Genomic DNA, 18681 nt, shown 5'->3' on the forward strand with positions numbered 1-18681 from the left:
TTTAGAACACTTGAGAAAGATTTCCACAAAAATAGTAGCATTTATTCTAATAGCAATATTTATTTCAGCTTGTAATTCTGTAAAAAGAGTTCCTAACGGCAAAAAACTCCTTACTAAGAACGAAATCATAGTAAATGACAAGCCTATTAATGATGAAAATATATTCAACCAATTATACCAAAAACCCAATAGCACACTTATTGGCGGATATAAGCTACGCTTGAATTTATACAATTTAGCCAATCCAAATCCAGATTCTACTTTTCAGGCGAAATACAAAAGTAATCCAAAAAGATATGAAAGATTATCTAAACTATTATCTGCAAAACAGGTAGATCGCCTTGGACAATCTTTTTTATATAAAGGAATAAATGATTTTTTTAAAACAACTGGAGAGCCTCCAGTAATTATTGATACCAGTAAAGTAAAAAAATCATCTATGCGCTTAAAATACCATTATTTTCATAATGGCTATTTTAATACAAAAACTGCTTTTACAATTGATAGTGTAGGCACTAAGAAAGCCAAGATACGCTACACTGTAACAACAGGACAACCATTTATTTTAGATACTATTAGCACCAGCATATCATCACCCGATGTAGATTCCTTGTACAATAAAAGTATTGAAAACACAGTCCTAAAATCTGGAAACCAATACAAAACAAGTGACTTGGAGGATGAAAAAAACCGTATAACAACGTATTTTAGAAATCATGGTGTATATTATTTCCAATCCAACAATGTAACTTATAACATTGACACCATAAACAAAAAAAACAAAGCTAATATAGACTTGATTATAAAGGACTATAGTTATCAGGATAAAGATTCTAGTAGAACTATGCCCTTTAAAATTTACAAAATTAGCGACGTTAACATATACACCGATTATTCTGCTGCAAATGCTAAGTCAGAAATCAGCGACAGTACAACTTATAAAAATTTTAATTTATACAGTTACAAAAAATTAAAATACAAGCCTTACGCTATAACCGATGCTATTTTCATTACTAAAGGAACAGTATTTGCTGATTTTAAAACAACTCTTACAACTCGATATTTAAACAACCTAAAGGTATTTAACTATCCATCTATTCATTACGAAGTAGACAAAAGAGATTCGACAGCACAATCTTTGATTGCCAAGATATACTTAACTCCGAGAAAAAAATACAGTTTCGGAACTACATTAGATGTTACTCATTCGAATATTCAAGATTTTGGAATAGGATTTAGCCTTTCGCAAACAATTCGAAACGTCTTTAATGGAGCAGAGACTTTAGAAATAGCTGGTCGTGTTAACATTGGTTCTTCACAAGATTTAGCAAATCCAAACGGAACTTTCTTTAATGCTTCTGAATATGGAGTCGACATTAAATTAAATGTTCCTAGGATTTTGATGCCTTTTGGAACCGAAAAAATCATTCCTAAAAGTATGATTCCGTCAACAATAATGACTGCAGGTTTTGCTAAACAGCGAAATATTGGTCTGGACAAAGAAAACTTCACAGGTGCTTTTACCTACAATTGGACTCCTAAAAGAAATAATACTGCTCGTATTGACCTTTTGAATGTGCAATTTGTACGAAATTTAAATCCGCAAAATTATTTTAAAGTATACCGATCCTCCTATAATGCCTTGAATGATCTTGCACAAAAGTACAATACAAATACAGAATACGTTGATGAATCTGGTAATTTAAAAATCGAAGAAGGAACAAATGGATTTACCCAAGAAGTATTAAATAAAGCAATAACAATTCCAAACAATGATTACCAATCGGTAGAAAGTATTGAAGAAAGAAGAGTTAGGCTTACTGAAAATGATTTTATTTTAGCCTCAAATTACACCTTTACCAAAACAACTAAAAAAGATTTATTAGATAATACTTTCTATCTGTTTAAAGCAAAAATAGAAACAGCTGGATCATTACTGTCATTAATCTCCAAGGCTGCTAATTTGCAAAAAAACACAAATGGAAACTATCAAATTTTTAATTTAGAATATTCTGAATACTTGAAAACTGAGTTTGAATACATTAAACATTGGGATTTAACAAAAGAAAAAGTACTTGCTGTACGAACATTTTTTGGTATTGCAGTTCCATTTGGCAACTCTGATTACATCCCTTTTTCTAGAAGTTACTATTCTGGAGGATCGAATGACAACAGAGCTTGGCAACCCTATTCATTAGGACCTGGAAGCACTGGAGCTGTAAATGATTTTAACGAAGCTAATATGAAAATTGCAATTAGCGGTGAGTTTAGATATAAAATTTTAGGTAAACTAAAAGGAGCCATTTTTGCAGATGCTGGAAACATCTGGAATGTTCTAGATAACGTAACAGATGAAAAAGCAACATTTAAGAATTTTAGCGATCTTAAAGACATTGCACTAGGAACAGGAATAGGGTTTCGCTATGATTTGAGTTTTTTCGTAATCCGTTTTGACTTAGGATTTAAAACCTATAATCCTGCTTACGAAATGAACAAACGCTGGTTCAGAGATTACAACTTCGGACACTCGGTTTTAAATTTTGGAATAAATTATCCTTTCTAATGCTAATTAATTCTTATTTTTGCAAACTAAAAACTAAAAAACAACTAAAAAAGAATTACAATGGCACACAATATTAAACCAGGAGTAGCTACAGGGGATCAAGTACAAGAGATTTTTAATTATGCAAAAGAAAAAGGATTTGCACTTCCTGCAGTAAACGTTACTGGATCAAGTACAATCAATGGAGTTCTTGAAACTGCAGCAAAACTGAATGCGCCTGTTATTATTCAATTTTCTAACGGTGGAGCTCAATTTAACGCCGGAAAAGGTTTATCTAATGCTAACGAAAAATCAGCAATCGCTGGTGGAATTGCTGGAGCAAAACACATTCATACTTTAGCAGAAGCTTACGGTGCAACAGTAATTTTACATACTGATCACTGTGCAAAAAAATTATTACCTTGGATTGATGGTTTGTTAGATGCATCTGAAAAACATTTTGCTGAAACAGGAAAACCATTATACAGTTCTCATATGATCGATTTGTCTGAGGAGCCAATCGAAGAAAACATCGAAATCTGTAAAGGTTATTTAGCTAGAATGAGCAAAATGGGAATGACTCTTGAAATCGAACTTGGAATTACAGGTGGTGAAGAAGATGGTGTTGACAACTCTGATGTAGACAGCTCAAAATTATACACTCAACCAGAGGAAGTAGCTTATGCTTACGAAGAATTATCTAAAATAAGCCCTAAATTTACAATTGCTGCTGCATTTGGTAACGTTCACGGTGTTTACAAACCAGGAAACGTAAAATTGACTCCAAAAATCTTAAAAAACTCTCAAGATTTCGTTCAAGACAAATTTAAAACTGGTCATAACCCAGTAGATTTCGTTTTCCACGGAGGTTCAGGTTCTACACTTGAAGAAATTAGAGAAGCAATTGGATACGGAGTTATCAAAATGAACATCGATACTGATTTACAATTTGCATATACTGAAGGAATTCGTGATTATATGGTTAAAAACATTGACTATTTAAAAACTCAAATTGGTAACCCAGAAGGTGCTGATGTTCCTAATAAAAAATATTACGACCCAAGAAGATGGGTACGTGAAAGCGAAGTAACATTCAACGCAAGACTTGAACAAGCTTTTGCTGACTTGAATAACGTAAATACACTATAAAAGTATTCAGTTTTTAGTTCAAGTGTTCAGTTAAAACTAACGGAACACTTGAAACTAAACTATTAAAAAACTGAACACTGAAATTTGATTACTGAACACTGAACACTACACAAATGGCTTGGTTTAAAAGACACGAAAAAGGGATTACAACTGCTACCGAAGACAAAATGGATGTCCCAAAAGGACTTTGGTACAAATCTCCAACAGGAAAAATTATTGATGCTGATGAGTTGGCTCGTAACTTATTTGTAAGCCCAGAAGATGATTTCCATGTTAGAATTGGAAGCGCAATCTATTTTGAAATTTTATTTGACAATAATGAATTTGTTGAATTAGATAAAAACCTTACTTCTAAAGATCCGTTGCATTTTGTTGATACAAAAAGATATGCAGACAGATTAAAAGATGTTATGGAAAAAACCCAACTTAAAGACGCTGTGCGTACTGGAGTTGGAAAATCAAAAGGAAAAGACGTAGTTATCTGCTGTATGGACTTTGCCTTTATTGGTGGTTCTATGGGAGCTGTTGTAGGTGAAAAAATCGCAAGAGGAATTAACCATGCAATCAAAAACAGAATGCCTTTTGTTATGATTTCAAAATCAGGTGGAGCACGTATGATGGAAGCAGCTTACTCTTTAATGCAGTTAGCTAAAACATCTGTAAAACTAGCTCAACTTGCTGAAGCGGGATTACCTTACATCTCTTTATGTACTGACCCAACAACAGGAGGAACAACTGCATCTTATGCCATGCTAGGAGATATCAACATTTCTGAACCAGGCGCTTTAATTGGATTTGCAGGACCAAGAGTTGTAAGAGATACTACAGGAAAAGATTTACCTGAAGGTTTCCAAACTGCTGAATTCCTTTTAGAACATGGTTTTTTAGACTTTATAACGCCTAGAAAAGAATTAAAAGACAAGATTAACTTGTATATCGATTTGATTCAAAACAATACAATTAGATAGTTTTAAAACTTCTAATTACCAAAAATCCCATTCGCTTCGGCAAATGGGATTTTTTTATATCTTTATTTCAAATACTAGTTTATGAAAAGTGCTTTTATCGGTTTTTCATAAGCATTTGAATCTTTTTTAAATCTTTAATTTTTAGATTTTTGGTTAATTTATTTTTATTAATATGAATCTCTATTTTATCAGTTATTTTGATACGTCGTATAAAGACTATTTTTTCAATATTGGTGTAACTAAAATCAAAAAAATCTGAATAGATTGTATATACGTTGTCTATATCTCTAAAATTTTCAAACGGAACATCAGCATATTTACCTGGTGATACGGTAGCATTCGCTTTCGAATCATCAATATATTTTTTTATTTTTTTAAAATTTGTATAGAAATTATTTCCATTAAATTTTAAATCATAAAATGAAATTGTATCGATTTTACTGCTTTGACCATAACAAAAACTAGTATGAATATCAATAGTATAATTATCTTATTTTTCATTTTCTTTCGGTTTAATAATATCGACTTCTTTCCAAAACATAGTCAACCCATATTGAGCAACTGATTTCAATCTTATTTTATTCTTATTTTTCATCCCTCCGTAATTATTAACAGCATACTTTTTTTGAGGTACATTAAAAGGTATGTTTATTGGAATGCTTTTTATTGAATTACAATCGAATAGGAATAAATTGTAATCATCATCTTTATAAATGATTAGCTCATTTTTTTAATCAAACTTCACTTATAACCCATGTAACGATTGGATGTGGTTTGTTTTGTCTAATAACCAAAATTTAGTACTTGTTCCTCCACTTTGTTTGATTGCGAAAAAATTGCTAAAATCACTACCGTCAAAATAAGCTGTTTTTTTATAGAAATAACATCATACTTAATTATAGTATCAATGTTCTTACCTAAGAGAGCAAAATTAATTTGATTGTCATTTTCTTCATTTTTGGTTGAAAATACAATAAGCTTAAAATTGTTCTTTAATAAAAAAGTGTTCTTTTTTAGTGTATCGTTGCTTTCATCATAAAGAATAACTTCATTATTAAATTGTTCTTTTGATTTGTAATTATCATTAATAATAACTGTTTCAGTAGTCTTATCTTATTTTAATAATCTACTACAGCTACTTATTAAAAATATAATTATTAATATTTGAATTAGTTTTTTATAAAATATTTCCATGCATATCTCTTATTGTTTTTACGATTTTTTTATTATAAAAATACTTGTCAATAATTAATCTTTATCCAAAATATTCCTAATAGAATCTATATCGGTTCGCTTATATTTTGATAATTTAAAAGTTTTGTTTTTGAATTGTATTGTTTTTTTGTATTGTTTCCAACCCCAAGACTCAGCACTTATGCTATCTACATAAAAATCATTAGTCCTAAATGAAACATATGTTTTTGTATAAAAACCGTTATTTCCTATAAGATCTTTAGATATAACAAAGCCACTTTTATTAATTTTTATTTCTTCATAATAAACAGGAGTATTACATTTTAAAACGTTATTGTAAATTTTAAAAATTTTACTCTTTTTATTTATGGTTTTGCTTATCAAAAGCACAGGAAAATCAGAATCAGAATTTTCAGGATAACAATCACCGATTCCATTTTCGTAAGATGATTTTAAAACAGCAATCGTATCTATCGTTTTATTATTATCAAAATCAAAACTTAAAGGTTCGTCTTGGTAATAGTTAGAGAATATAATTCCATATCTATCTTTATATCCTTGAATTTGTTCTAAACAATTTTTCTTCTCTATAAAACTATTTTTTGGAGCCTTAATAGTATCTTTTTGATTGTCACCTATATTCTTATTTGTATTTTTGGAACAAGAAATAAAGAATAAAATTGTTATAAATATGTAAAAGATGAATTTCATAGTTTCTAAATTTTAAAAGTTGTCCAAAACATTGTTCCGGACTTAAATCCAGTTGATTTTAAGCTTTCATGCACAGCGCTATTATTTTGAGAATTTATTCTAGCTCCAGAAAAAACACCATTCTCATTTAAAATTGATCCATCTGTAACATTTTTAAGAGTATATTCTTCTTTTGAAAAAATAGAATTAATTTCGGCATTCTTATTGACTTTTGCTTTATTTGAGCTAATAGACCAAAAATCAATTGCTAAATCTAGATGATCTTTTGAAATTGTTACGCTTTTATATTGTTTAAATTTAGGATGTTCTAACTCTCCAATTCTTGTGAATAAATCTAATCCATCCCAAAAATATGAAACATTTGTAGGGTCTTCATCTCCTTTTAAAACACTTATCATTGCTGAGCGTGCAAAACAATGATTTATATTATTTGATGTTATAGGAATGGTTTTGAGTTTATCCGATTCTTTTACCGAAGAATAACCTGTTCGGAACAATTCATTGAATGTTTTTTTTCCTCTTTTATATTTGGAATTTAAAGCATTATTCACTGTATGAGCTATCCATAAAGCTGTTTCTTTATTTCCTGTTACTGAAGCTTCATGATGAATTAAATATGAGTTATTTATAAACTTTTCATGAGTAATATTTACATTATTCTCTTTCAATAATTTGGTATTATTATAGGTTAAGCTTTCATTTCCGTTTTTATCTTTTTGAGTAGATTTTCCATCACAAACATAAACATCATTTATACTTCCTTCAAAATCTGGCTCATTTACCTTACCTTCAAAAGTACCATCTTTATTATAAAAATGTCCATTTATATATACAATACGATCTTCTTCATCCTTTTTTGGTATGTAATAAACTGATTCACTTGGCGGAATCCAAGATTTATTCCAGTATTTCACCATTTCTGCCCCATAATCCTGAATTGCAGGAGATATGGTTAAAACAATGTGCATACTTTCTGTTTCATCAGTATTAAATACTTCTGAATACTCTATCAAATACACATCACTAAATTTATATTTTCTTATCGAAATATCCTCGTCACCTTTGTTATAAAAATGTACTTCTCCTTTTTCCATTCTGTCCGTTTCTTTTTCAACGGTCTTTGTCATGTTATGCCAAAATGCATCATCGTTTTCTTGTGATACAAAACTTAAAGTAAGAAAACCCCCTTCGACATCACTAGTTGGTGAGCAATCAGCTCTCGTACTTCTATAATAATTGGTGTTTATCCACAGTAATTCTCGTTCTTCTCCTAAAATAAATAATTTGGCAGAGGTCATAAATCTATTTCTTTTTATTATTCTAATATCTATAAATATAAGTAAAAAGCTATAATTATTATAATTAAATAATAATTTTAAAAGATAAACCTTTAATAATGTATTTGCTAATTATCAAAAAGCAAGATTTGTTCCATAAAAACGCAGTAAAACCTATTTTCTACTACGTTTTTTTTAAGTATAAATGAATAGTTAAGAATAAGATGCTGTTTGAAGTTTTTTGACTTCGTAACCACGGCTATTTATTTTCTTATATTTTATTGTTTATCACAGTGGGTACGAAATCAGGAAACCTCGCCCACAGCATAATAAAAAACATAAATTACATAATTAATACTTGTCTGAAAAATTGTATTTTTGTTTACTCGACAACAGTAGATAATAATTTTGCACAAAGCAAACTACCTGGAAATGTATCGAACATAAATTGACTTGTTTTTTACCGAAACTGGTTTTTTTTTAAAGGAATATAAATATCTTTGAACTATGAGCATAGCAATACAATCAAATCATATAGGGCGAAAAATTAGCCGTATTCGTGAACTTAAAGACATGAAACAAGAAGCCTTAGCACAAGCTTTAGGAACATCTCAACAAACTGTATCTGCAATAGAGAACAGCGAAACTATTGATGATGAAAAACTTTTTGAAGTCGCAAAAGCACTTGGAGTAAGTCCTGAAGCTATAAAAAACTTTACAGAAGAAAATATGATTAATTATTTCAATAACTTCTATGATAATAGTACTGCTAATGGAATAAATAATCCAATCAATTGCACATTCAACCCATTAGATAAAGTTGTTGAGCTTTACGAGCGTTTAGTTCAGGTAGAAAAAGAAAAGAATGAATTTTTAGAAAAATTATTAAAAGAAAAATAAGATTTCAAAAAACATATTGGTTTCAATAAAAAATCCTGAGAAATATTTCTTGGGATTTTTTTTATAATAGCTTCTTGTAAATTGACAAAGTATGAATTAAAATTATTTGGCTAAAGACGGAAACTATTCAACATAAAAAACATTTCAACGGAATTATATAAAAAATAAAACTACTTTTCGGAACTTCGAAATAAGGCAACGAATCTAAATAAAGAACTCAGAACCTCTAAGAAACCTTTGAACCTTTGTCCCTTTGTGTCTTTGAACCTCAAGAAACTACATTCCTGTCCTAATTGCTTCAACAGGATCTAATTTAGAAGCTGAGATTGCAGGAAGAATTCCAGCTATCAAACCTATTAATGCAGCAAGCCCTGTTCCGAGAAGAATATTCCCCATTCCAAGAACAAACTCAAAATCGAGTGCTTTGGTAAGAATTACAGAGATTATCCAAACTAGAATTAATCCGATTGCTCCACCAATTACCGAAAGAATTATTGCTTCGAACAAAAACTGAAACAAGATAAATTTATTTTTAGCTCCTAAAGATTTTTGAATTCCGATAAGGTTCGTTCGTTCTTTTACAGAAACAAACATAATATTCGCAATTCCAAAACCGCCCACAAGAAGAGAGAAACCACTTATTATCCACCCCATTATATTCATCTGACCTATAATACCATCTATAAAATCAGTAAATCCAGAAAATACATTAACAAAGAAATTATCAATTTCTCCTGCTTTTAATCCTCGAAAAGCTCTTAGTTTTTGGGATATTTCAGCTTTATACGCATCCATATCAATTCCTTTTTCGGGTTTTAAAACAATTACAGGAGTCATTCCGTCATTATTATCTCCATACATACGACGTAAAAAATTTGCTGGAAAATATACCGATGTATCATCACTATCTCCAAACAAGCCTGCTCCTTGTTTTTTTATGACACCAATAACTGTAAAACGCTGCCCATACAAACGAATGTTTTTTCCTAGAGGTTCTGAATCTCCAAAAAGTCCTTCGGCAATATCATGTCCTAAAACAATAACTGGCGCTCCAGAATTTGATTCTGATTCATTATAAAAACGACCTTTCTCAAAATCTAACCCTTGAATTTCCATAATTTCATACGAAACCGGAACAACATTTACATCACTTACTGTTTTGGAATCGTATTTTAAACTCTCGCTTTTGACAAAAAGTTGGTATCCGACTTGATTTGTATTTGTTAATGAATTTTTTAAGTAGGTATATTCATCATATTTTACATTGGGAAATTGCTCTCTTTTCCATTGTGGAATATCCGACGGTCCGAATGGAAATTTCATTAAATAAATAGTGTTTTTATCTAAACTACTTAAATCCTTAGTAATTTTTCTATTCAAAGAATCTACTGCTGCAAGTACGGCAATAATCGAAAAAATACCAATTGTAACACCCAGCAAAGACAATAATGTTCTCAGTTTGTTACTTCGCAAAGCATTCATCGCAAAACCAAAACTTTCTTTTAACAATCGAAAATAAAGCAGCATAGATTTTAAATTTACATTAAAGTAAAATTCAATAAATTTTAGTCAAAAACCTAATAAAAATTCACTTACTGATAGGTAGTTATTTTTAAGATAATGTTACATAAAATGTTGATTTTTATAATCAAAAAAAACTATTTTTGCATTTTTATAATCATAACTACACAATGAGCACAACAAAAACTATTCAATCTGCATTAATTTCAGTCTTTTCGAAAGAAGGCCTTGAACCTATTGTAAGAAAATTACATGAGCAAAAAGTAACACTTTACTCGACTGGAGGAACAGAAGATTTTATTAAAAACTTAGGAATTCCTGTAGTTCCTGTTGAAGACATAACTTCATTTCCTGAAATTCTTGGTGGAAGAGTAAAAACCTTACACCCGAAAATTTTTGGTGGAATTTTAAATCGCCAAGACAACGAGAGTGATGTGCAACAAATGAAGGAGTTTGACATTCCTCAAATTGATTTAGTAATTGTTGACTTATACCCGTTCGAAAAAACGGTTGCATCTGGCGCTAGTGAAACAGACATCATCGAGAAAATCGATATTGGTGGAATTTCATTAATTCGTGCTGCTGCTAAAAATTTCAAAGACACTGTTATCGTTGCTTCAGTAAACGAATACAGCCTATTATTAGACTTAATTACAGAGCAAAACGGAGCAACCACTCTTGAAAACAGAAGATTGCTTGCTACAAAGGCTTTTCACGTTTCATCTCATTACGATACTGCAATTTTTAACTATTTTAATACTGACGATACTATCTACAAAGAAAGCATTGCCGAAGGGCAAGTATTACGATATGGAGAAAACCCACATCAAAAAGGATTTTTCTTTGGAGATTTTGACGCAATGTTCAAGAAATTACACGGAAAAGAACTATCTTACAACAACTTACTTGACGTAGATGCTGCCGTGAACTTAATTGCAGAGTTTAAAACTGATGGTCCTACGTTTGCAATTTTAAAACACAATAATGCTTGTGGCCTAGCTACACGAAAAAATATCAACGAAGCTTATTTAGCAGCTTTAGCTTGCGATCCAACATCGGCATTTGGTGGAGTTTTAATTTCTAACACAAATATTGATTTAGCTACTGCTCAAGAAATAAATAAATTGTTTTGCGAAGTTGTAATTGCTCCAAGCTATGACAATGAAGCTATTGCAGTTCTGGAAGAAAAGAAAAACAGAATTATATTAGTTCAAAATGAGGTGGAATTACCTACAAGACAAGTTAGAACTTGCTTGAATGGACTTTTAGTTCAAGATAAAAACAATATCACCGACAATAAAGCGCATTTAAAAACCGTTACAATTACAGCTCCTACAGAACAAGAAGTTGAGGATTTACTATTCGCTTCAAAAATTTGTAAGAACACAAAATCGAACACAATCGTATTTGCAAAAAACGGAACTTTAATTTCATCTGGAACGGGACAAACCTCTCGAGTAGACGCTTTAGTTCAAGCAATTGACAAAGCAAAAGCATTTGGATTTGATTTAAATGGAGCTTCGATGGCAAGTGATGCATTTTTCCCTTTTCCGGATTGTGTTGAATTAGCCAAAAAAGCAGGAATTACCGCTGTAATTCAGCCAGGTGGATCAATAAAAGACGAATTAAGCATAAATTATTGCAATGAAAATAAAGTTGCAATGGTATTTACAGGAACACGTCATTTTAAACATTAATTTGTTTAACTTTGTGCGTTACTAATTTATAACTTTTAAACCCCTAAAAAACTTATGGGATTTTTTGATTTCATGACCGAGGATATTGCGATAGACCTTGGTACCGCAAACACTTTAATCATACATAATGATAAAGTAGTTATTGACAGTCCTTCAATCGTGGCACGTGATAGAATATCAGGCAAAATCATTGCTGTTGGTAAGGAAGCCAATATGATGCAAGGTAAGACCCATGAAAACATTAAGACCATAAGGCCACTTAAAGACGGTGTTATTGCTGACTTTGATGCTTCAGAAAAAATGATCAATATGTTCATCAAAAGTATTCCTGCATTAAAAAAGAGAATGTTTACTCCTGCATTGCGTATGGTAGTATGTATTCCTTCTGGAATTACTGAAGTTGAGATGCGTGCCGTAAAAGAATCGTGTGAAAGAGTAAATGGTAAAGAAGTTTATTTGATTCACGAACCTATGGCTGCCGCAATTGGTATTGGTATTGACATTATGCAACCAAAAGGAAACATGATTGTAGATATCGGTGGTGGAACAACTGAAATTGCTGTAATTGCATTAGGTGGAATTGTATGCGACAAATCGGTAAAAATTGCTGGTGACGTATTTACAAATGACATTGTTTATTATATGCGTACGCAACACAACTTATTTGTTGGAGAAAGTACTGCAGAAAAAATAAAAATTCAAATTGGAGCTGCTATCGAAGATTTAGATGGTCCTCCAGAAGATATGTCAGTTCAAGGTAGAGATTTACTTACTGGTAAACCAAAACAAGTAGATGTATCTTACCGTGAAATTGCAAAAGCATTAGACAAATCGATACAACGAATTGAAGATGCTGTAATGGAAACATTATCTCAAACGCCTCCTGAATTAGCAGCTGATATATACAATACAGGTATTTATCTTGCAGGTGGAGGATCTATGTTAAGAGGTCTTGACAAAAGAATTTCACTAAAAACAGATTTACCTGTTTACATAGCTGAAGATCCATTAAGAGCAGTAGTTCGTGGTACTGGAATGGCACTAAAAAACATTGCAAAATTTAAAAGTATCTTAATCAAATAAGATACTTAATTACTATACATTTCTTCAGAGCTAAAACATACAAAATTTAGTTCTGAAGAAATTTTGAAACTTTAAGCATATCCTGAAACAAAATAACCAAGCAAGAAATGCAGCAAATATTTAATTTTATTATAAAAAACAGTAATCGGTTGCTGTTTTTGCTGCTTTTAGGTATTTCGTTGGGTCTCTCTATTCAATCCCATTCTTTTCACAAAAGCAGAGTAATTAGTTCAGCTAATTTCTTAAGCGGTGGTGTTTATGAAAAAATAAACAACATAAATGAGTATTTGAATTTAAGAAAAGAAAACGACGAATTAGTACTTGAAAACGCAAGACTAAAAAGTCTTTTATTCAATGCCGAAGACACCTCAAAATTACCTCTTCCAGACAGTATCAAAGGTGTTAAACCTGCCGACATTATTGTTTCGAAAGTGATACATAACTCATATAATGTACATGAAAACTACATTACAATAAACTCCGGTTCTAATGATGGGGTTAAACCTGATATGGGAGTAATTAACAGCTTAGGAATTATTGGTATTGTAGATAAAACATCACCAAGATATGCTACTGTTGTTAGTATTCTTAACATCAAATCTCAGATTAATGCCAAAATAAAGAAATCAAATCACTTTGGTTCATTAATTTGGAATGGAAAAAGTACTGGCTTTGTTCAATTAATAGATGTTCCTAGATTGGCTTCTGTTCGTAAAGGAGACACAATTGTAACTGGTGGTCAGTCTGTAATTTTCCCTGAAAATATTGGAATTGGTACTGTTGATAAAATTTACACCTCAAAAGAAACAAATTATTACACTATCAATGTCAAATTATTTAATGACATGACGAATTTAGGACATGTATATATTATAAAGAGTAGAGATAGAGAAGAGCTTATTAAACTAGAAAAAAGAGAAAAAGATGAATAGCGCATTGTTAATCAATATTTCTCGATTTATCCTGCTATTAGCAATTCAAATTGTTATTTTTAATAATATGAATTTCTTAGGCTACATAAGTCCGTTTCCTTATATATTGTATATAATTTTATACCCTGTAAACGGAAACAAATCTGGACTTTTAGCATCTAGTTTTTTACTCGGTCTTGTTATGGACATGTTTTGTAATTCGGGAGGAATACATGCTACAGCCTGCCTAATCCTTGCCTATTACAGACCATATATCTTTAAATTTTCATTTGGTTTAAGCTATGAATACCAAACTATCAAACTAAATGATTCTTTAACTCCTGAGCGATTTTCATTCCTATTGGTATCAGTATTACTACATCATATAATACTGTTTACATTAGAAGCATTTCAGTTTAACTTCATTTTAGATGTTTTACTACGAACCTTGTTCAGTACAATATTTACTATTATAACTTGTATCATAATAATATATCTTATTAAGCCCAACAGAAGATGAGAAAAGTTCTGCTGCCCTCTTTAATTATCATTGCAGCATCTTTGCTAGTAATTCGCATATTCTATTTACAAATTATAGACGATTCTTTTAAACTAAAATCAGAGAATAACGCTATAAAGATAAAGTATGACTATCCCGAAAGAGGCTACATATATGACAGATACGGTAAATTATTGGTTGCCAACCAGGCTTCTTATGATATCATGGTTATCCCAAGAGAGATCAAAAACATCGATACTTTAGAGTTTTGCGAACTCTTAAATGTTACTAAAGAAGATTTTATTAAAAAAATTGAGAAAGCTAAAGTATACAGCCCTCGATTACCGTCTGTATTCTTAGCTCAGTTGAACAAAAGTGAATTTGCTGCTTTTCAAGAAAAGATGAGAAAATTTGAAGGGTTCTATTTTCAAAAAAGATCTTTACGTGATTACGAAGTAGATTATGGTGCTAATATTTTTGGAGGTATTACTCAGGTAAACGAAAAATTAGTAGCTAGCAACCCCTATTACAACAGTGGTGATTTGATTGGAAAACAAGGTGTTGAAGAAAGCTATGAGGTGACTTTACGCGGGATCAAGGGAGTAAAATACATTCAAAAAGACAAATACAACAGAGAGATAGGTTCCTATAAAGATGGAAAGTATGACACAATTGCCGTACAGGGAGAAGACATCACCTTAACAATTGATGCCGAACTTCAGAAGTATGGGGAACAATTAATGATTAATAAAAGGGGTGGAATTGTTGCTTTAGAACCAAAAACCGGTGAAATTTTAGCATTAGTTACTGCACCATCTTATGACCCTGGTATATTAGTAGGAAGACAACGTTCTAAAAATTACACCTTACTGTATCATGACTCAATTGCAAAACCATTATATGATCGTGGACTGCTTGCAGAATACCCACCTGGATCCCCATTTAAAATCCTAACAGGCCTTATTGGATTACAAGAAGGAGTGATTAACGAAAACACGACGTTTTTTTGCCATCATGGATTCAGCTATGGAAGAGGTCGTTTTATGAAGTGTCATAATCACCCACCAGCCCAACAGTTGCATAACGGTATTTACAATTCATGTAACACTTATTTCGCCCAGACTTATATGCTTACTATAAACAAATACAACAACCCTGCTTATGCAGTTGATGTGTGGAGTAATCACGTAAAAAGCTTTGGTTTAGGTCAGTATATGGGATATGATTTACCAACAGGTAAAAGAGGAAATATACCAACCTCTAAAACATATAAAAAGATCTATCCTAACGGAGGTTGGAGAAGTACAACAATTGTATCCAACTCAATAGGACAGGGTGAAGTTTTAATGACCCCAATTCAATTAGCAAATATGATGGCTACAATAGCCAATCAAGGGCATTATTTCACACCTCATATCATTAAAAAAATTGAAGGAGAAAAAATCGACCCTAAATTCACAGTTAAACACGAAACAACCATAGACAAAAAGTATTTTCCTCCTATAATTAGTGGATTATTTGACGTTTATAACAAAGGAACTGCTAGCAGATTACGTGTTGAAGGTATCGATATTTGTGGAAAAACGGGTACTGCTGAGAATTTTGCTAAAATTAATGGTAAAAGAACACAACTAAAAGATCACTCTATATTTGTAGCATTTGCGCCTAAAGACAATCCGAAAATTGCTATAGCAGTAATGATTGAAAATGGTGGATTTGGAGCAACAATTGCTGGACCTATTGCTAGTTTAATGATTGAGAAATACCTTCGTAAAAAAATCACACGAAATGATTTAGAAATTCGTATTTTAAACATAAGCTTAAAAGATCAATATGCAAAATTAGGCGGAATGGCAGCAGCTAGTTTAATAGAAACGACACCTAAAGATTCTGTTATGAAGGCTAAAATGAACAAGCCTATACCTAAGGAGGTTAAAATAACAAAAGCAGACACAACTCAAGAAAATTAATAAAGAGATTCATTTCAAATGAAAAATCAAAGTGTAAAAAGTAATATTGACTGGATAAGTGTAATCATCTATATCGCATTAGTGGTAATGGGATGGTTAAACATATACTCTTCTTCCCTATCCTCTACAGATGGTACTTATGAGAAACAGTTGATTTTTATTTTACTAACGATTCCTTTAATTTTCATCGTTCTATTTGTTGATGGTAAATTCTATGAAAAATATGCGAGTATCATATTTGGTGTTGCTCTCTTATCTTTAGTTGGATTATTTTTCTTTGGGAAAACTATTGCCGGTCAACGTTGTTGGTACGCAATTGGAAGTTTTACTCTGCAACCCTCAGAATTCACTAAAGCAGCAACTGCACTTGCATTAGCAAAATACCTAAGTGACACACAAGTAAACTTAAAAGACGTTAACAGGCAAGTACAAGCGCTTGCAATTGTGTTTTTACCTGTACTATTAATACTTCCTCAACCTGACCCTGGAAGTGCCTTAATATACTGTATCTTCTTACTGGTTTTATATCGTGAAGGACTTCCTTCTTGGTATATATGGACCGGTTTTATTGCAATAGCATTATTTGTATTAACATTAGTTCTGGAACCTGAATACGTAATACTTATAGCATTGTTAGTTCTTATAATAATGCATTTTAAAGGCAGAGCTGTTGATAGAAATCTAATTTTAAGTGCCATTCTATTAGCGCTTATATCTGGATTCGTACTATCTGTAGATTATGTTTTTGACAACGTATTTAAGCAACATCACCGAGATCGTTTTAATATTTTACTGGGAAAAACAGTGGATATGAAAGGGATTGGATACAATACCAATCAATCTGAAATTGCTATTGGATCTGGTGGATGGATAGGAAAAGGTTTTCTGGAAGGAACTCAAACCAAAGGAGGTTTTGTACCTGAGCAACATACCGATTATATCTTTACTACTGTAGGTGAAGAATGGGGTTTTGCAGGCTCAGTTGTTGTTATTGCATTATTTGTTGGACTCTTCTTAAGAGTCATCTATTTAGCCGAAAGACAAAAAACAAAATTTAGTAGAGTATATGGTTATTGTGTTGCCAGTATTTTGTTTATCCACTTTTTTGTAAATATCGCAATGGTAATTGGTATTTTCCCTACTATTGGAGTCCCTCTTCCTTTCTTCTCCTATGGAGGTTCTGGATTATGGGGATTCACTATTTTGCTCTTTATTTTCCTAAAAATGGATGCTAATAAAGTAAATGAGTGGTAATTTCAATCTCATTAAATTAAAAAATCCAAAACTTATAATCTGTATTTTTCTCTAAAGCATCCTCAATTTTATCATCTAAATGTGGAAAGAAATCTATGCCTGTTAGTTTCTCGATACTATCTACCGAAACCACAAAGTCATACAAAGGTCTTTCGCTTTTTTCATTTGGAACCAAAAAAGCAATCATTTTGTGTTTTCCATCACTCTCATCTAATAGTACTTTATAAAAATATTTAGGCACTAGTACTTTTTCTTTTCCTATAGTAACATTAGCATCTGTAAGCACTCCGCCAGTTACTACATAAATGCCATCATATTTTACAGCCCAATAGCGTACTTTCTGCTCTAGCCTGTTCCATACTCCATCATTAAATTCGTGCACTTGAGGTGAAATATTGGAAGTTAAAAAAGTATCTTCGTATGCTTTTTTATCAAACTCCATATCTCCAGCTGGGCAAAGATGTCCTTTATCATAACCTGATTGTTTGTAATTGCGCCAATCTGCAGAACCTGTGGTTACTTTTGGATCCTCATTAAAGTAAGGTCTTTTAAAATCATTATTCTTGATATAATCCTTCTTTAACTCGTAGGCAACCCATTCTGCCTGTTCAAACTTTTCATTATAAGAAAGCGTATAATAATCGTGTTTTACGATTTGATTGGTTGTAGAGGTAGGCAAGTAATCAAACTCAATATTATCGTCTCCATATAAAGCTGTTTGCCCCTTTAAACTATCTTTTGTATTAGAATCAGAGCTATTACTAACATCATCAAAATCCTTTTTACAAGAAAAGAAAAACATAACAATAAAAGCCGCCAATAATCCTCTCATTATAATCATCATAAAATCATCATTTTAATTCTTAAACACTTTTGTATTATAATTGATTTCCTTAAAACACAAATTCAAAGTTAACTAAAAAGATTCCAATAAAAAATGCTCCAAGAATCATCATGATTTTTGGAGCATTTAAATTATTGATTAAAAAGCTTTACCTTTTTTTT

14 protein-coding genes are annotated in these 18681 nt (G+C 31.4%); 10 read left to right on the forward strand and 4 right to left on the reverse strand.

Annotation, left to right across the window (positions count from 1 at the left end; translation table 11 throughout):
* Window positions 1-10 precede the first annotated feature (10 nt).
* The 3 genes from tamL to accD all read left to right on the forward strand — a co-directional run bounded on the left by tamL (window position 11) and on the right by accD (window position 4659).
* Entirely contained in the window at window positions 11-2563 is a 2553-nt protein-coding gene (tamL, locus tag OIU80_RS04305; RefSeq protein WP_264285813.1) for a translocation and assembly module lipoprotein TamL, read from the forward strand.
* Between the two features lie 60 nt (window positions 2564-2623).
* On the forward strand, window positions 2624-3691 hold the full coding sequence (fbaA, locus tag OIU80_RS04310) for a class II fructose-bisphosphate aldolase (RefSeq protein ID WP_264285814.1): 1068 nt from the start codon (window positions 2624-2626) through the stop codon (window positions 3689-3691).
* A gap of 113 nt (window positions 3692-3804) precedes the next feature.
* Complete coding sequence (gene accD / locus OIU80_RS04315) at window positions 3805-4659, forward strand: acetyl-CoA carboxylase, carboxyltransferase subunit beta (RefSeq protein ID WP_264285815.1); 855 nt, start codon at window positions 3805-3807, stop codon at window positions 4657-4659.
* A gap of 1248 nt (window positions 4660-5907) precedes the next feature.
* Here accD and OIU80_RS04320 read toward each other — a convergent pair.
* Both OIU80_RS04320 and tssD read right to left on the reverse strand, forming a co-directional pair.
* On the reverse strand, window positions 5908-6564 hold the full coding sequence (locus tag OIU80_RS04320) for a hypothetical protein (RefSeq protein WP_264285816.1): 657 nt from the start codon (window positions 6562-6564) through the stop codon (window positions 5908-5910).
* Between the two features lie 5 nt (window positions 6565-6569).
* Complete coding sequence (gene tssD, locus OIU80_RS04325) at window positions 6570-7862, reverse strand: type VI secretion system tube protein TssD (protein WP_264285817.1); 1293 nt, start codon at window positions 7860-7862, stop codon at window positions 6570-6572.
* Window positions 7863-8348: 486 nt separating this feature from the next.
* Here tssD and OIU80_RS04330 point away from each other — a divergent pair, with 486 nt between their 5' ends.
* Window positions 8349-8741: a helix-turn-helix domain-containing protein gene (locus OIU80_RS04330; RefSeq protein WP_264285818.1), complete on the forward strand. Its 393-nt coding sequence runs from the start codon at window positions 8349-8351 to the stop codon at window positions 8739-8741.
* Window positions 8742-9017: 276 nt separating this feature from the next.
* Here OIU80_RS04330 and OIU80_RS04335 read toward each other — a convergent pair whose 3' ends face one another.
* Window positions 9018-10268, reverse strand: coding sequence for an ABC transporter permease (locus OIU80_RS04335; RefSeq protein ID WP_264285819.1), 1251 nt, complete (start codon window positions 10266-10268; stop codon window positions 9018-9020).
* A 164-nt stretch (window positions 10269-10432) separates the two neighbouring features.
* Between OIU80_RS04335 and purH the strand changes: the two genes are divergently transcribed.
* From purH to rodA, 6 genes are all read left to right on the forward strand, one after another.
* Complete coding sequence (purH, locus tag OIU80_RS04340) at window positions 10433-11959, forward strand: bifunctional phosphoribosylaminoimidazolecarboxamide formyltransferase/IMP cyclohydrolase (RefSeq protein ID WP_264285820.1); 1527 nt, start codon at window positions 10433-10435, stop codon at window positions 11957-11959.
* Window positions 11960-12013: 54 nt separating this feature from the next.
* Window positions 12014-13042: a rod shape-determining protein gene (locus tag OIU80_RS04345; protein ID WP_026983887.1), complete on the forward strand. Its 1029-nt coding sequence runs from the start codon at window positions 12014-12016 to the stop codon at window positions 13040-13042.
* 107 nt (window positions 13043-13149) lie between these two features.
* Window positions 13150-13974, forward strand: a complete 825-nt coding sequence (mreC, locus tag OIU80_RS04350; protein WP_264285821.1) for a rod shape-determining protein MreC — start codon at window positions 13150-13152, stop codon at window positions 13972-13974.
* The gene (locus tag OIU80_RS04355; protein WP_264285822.1) at window positions 13967-14473 is read left to right on the forward strand and encodes a rod shape-determining protein MreD; all 507 of its coding nucleotides are present in this window, start codon (window positions 13967-13969) and stop codon (window positions 14471-14473) included. The genes mreC and OIU80_RS04355 overlap by 8 nt, the downstream gene beginning before the upstream one ends.
* A complete protein-coding gene (gene mrdA, locus OIU80_RS04360) occupies window positions 14470-16422 on the forward strand; it encodes a penicillin-binding protein 2 (protein WP_264285823.1) in 1953 nt (650 codons plus the stop codon). Before OIU80_RS04355 ends, mrdA begins: the two co-directional genes overlap by 4 nt.
* An 18-nt stretch (window positions 16423-16440) precedes the next feature.
* Complete coding sequence (rodA, locus tag OIU80_RS04365; RefSeq protein ID WP_264285824.1) at window positions 16441-17676, forward strand: rod shape-determining protein RodA; 1236 nt, start codon at window positions 16441-16443, stop codon at window positions 17674-17676.
* A gap of 16 nt (window positions 17677-17692) precedes the next feature.
* On the opposite strand, the gene OIU80_RS04370 is transcribed toward rodA, so the two are convergent.
* Window positions 17693-18517, reverse strand: coding sequence for a DNA/RNA non-specific endonuclease (locus tag OIU80_RS04370; RefSeq protein ID WP_264285892.1), 825 nt, complete (start codon window positions 18515-18517; stop codon window positions 17693-17695).
* Window positions 18518-18681 lie beyond the last annotated feature (164 nt).

This window comes from Flavobacterium frigoritolerans, from assembly GCF_025847275.1.
GTDB lineage: Bacteria > Bacteroidota > Bacteroidia > Flavobacteriales > Flavobacteriaceae > Flavobacterium > Flavobacterium frigoritolerans.